Here is a 1,357-nt window from a genome sequence, read left to right as displayed (position 1 = left end):
GCCGGCAGCCCCGGCCTCGGAGTCCGCTCCCCCGGCACCAGCCGCCCCTGAGCTGGCGGTCCTGGTCTCAGTGCCGGCGGCCGGGGCGCCGGCGGCCGGGGGCACGACGACCTGCTCCCGGGTGAACGGGGCGCCCGCGCGGTCCAGCATGGCGGCGGCCAGCCGCCCGTCCCGTACCCGGATCCGCACCGCCGTGGCTTCCGCGTCGGGTACCCAGTCGGTCAGCCGGCGGATCACCCGTGCCATGGGCGGTACCCGAACGCCGTCGCTGGCCATGCCGTCACTGGCCATGCCGTCACTGGCCACGCCGTCACTGGCTGCACCATCGCCGAGCGCACCAGCGGTGGCCGCACCGTCACCCGCGCCGGGACCGGTGGCCCGCGTGGCGGCGCCCGCCTCCTCACGGCCGGCTGGCCCGAACGACGTGATCTCCACACGCGCGGGCGCTGTCTCGGGGTTGGTAAGGACGATCACCGGGTCACGGCCGGTACCGGTACCCGGGCCGACGAACCAGAACTCGCTCCTCGGCGGATCGCAGCGTGCCCGGGACGGTGCCCGGCCGGGCGCGCCCGGGACGGTCACCGTGGCGCTCAGCCCGGCCGCCGCCGGGCCGCTGGCGTGCACGGCCAGTGGCACACCACCGTTCGTCTGGACCAGTACGCCCCGCGCCCGGGCCGGACCGGTCGGGACGTCACGCACCGCGCCACCGGTGGACAGCCAGATCCGCCCGTCCGCGCCCGGCCTCCCACCCACCACGCCGCCGGCGGTCACGACGTCCACCGTCACCGGGGCGCCTGCCGGCGGGTCGAGATCCGGGCACAGCAGCATCGCGGACGCCACCGGTACCCGTGGGCCGGCTGTGGGCAGGACCGTCTCGGGCCGGCTGCCCGCCGTGGGCCGGCCGAGGACGGCCAGGGCCAGCACGCTGGACAGGGCGGACATGACGGCAACCGCGATCACCGCCGCCGGGCGCGCGCGCCCGGCCCAGCTCGCGGCCCGCACCTCCCGGACCGGCTGTCGCCGCCCAGCACGCCGGCACCGGTTCCCCAGCACTGCCAGCATGACCCGGATCGGCTCGCCACGGTCCTCGGGACGCGGCGCGCCGGCAGCCGCCGTCCGCACGGCCCGGGCCAGATGGCCGGGAAGCTCCCTTCGAGTATGTCGCTCCGCCCGGACCGGCCGCTTCACCTGAACCGGCCGCTGCGGGCGGCCGGACCACTCAGGACGGCCGGGCTGGTCCGGGCGGCCGGGCTGGTCCGGGCAGCCGGGCTGGTCCGGGCGGGCCCCCTGCGTCCCGGTCACCGTGGGGAGCCCGTTGCCGCGTCCGTGGCCCGCCGGGGCGGCGCCGCGCCGGGCC

At 78.6% G+C, this 1,357-nt stretch carries 1 protein-coding gene and 1 pseudogene; one reads left to right on the top strand and one right to left on the bottom strand.

The annotated features are described in order from the left end of the window. Positions 1–942, bottom strand: a 942-nt coding sequence (locus NBW84_RS13165; RefSeq protein ID WP_250284958.1) for a DUF5719 family protein, incomplete at its 3' end; no start/stop codon positions are given. Between the two features lie 216 nt (positions 943–1,158). Between NBW84_RS13165 and NBW84_RS13160 the strand changes: the two are divergent. Then, a pseudogene (locus tag NBW84_RS13160) lies at positions 1,159–1,357 on the top strand (tetratricopeptide repeat protein); the annotation flags it as partial.

It is taken from the genome of Protofrankia sp. CiP1_Cm_nod2 (assembly GCF_920664355.1).
Lineage (GTDB): Bacteria > Actinomycetota > Actinomycetes > Frankiales > Frankiaceae > Protofrankia.
Note: the sequence above shows the minus strand (reverse complement) of the source record. Positions and strands in the feature narration are given on the sequence as shown.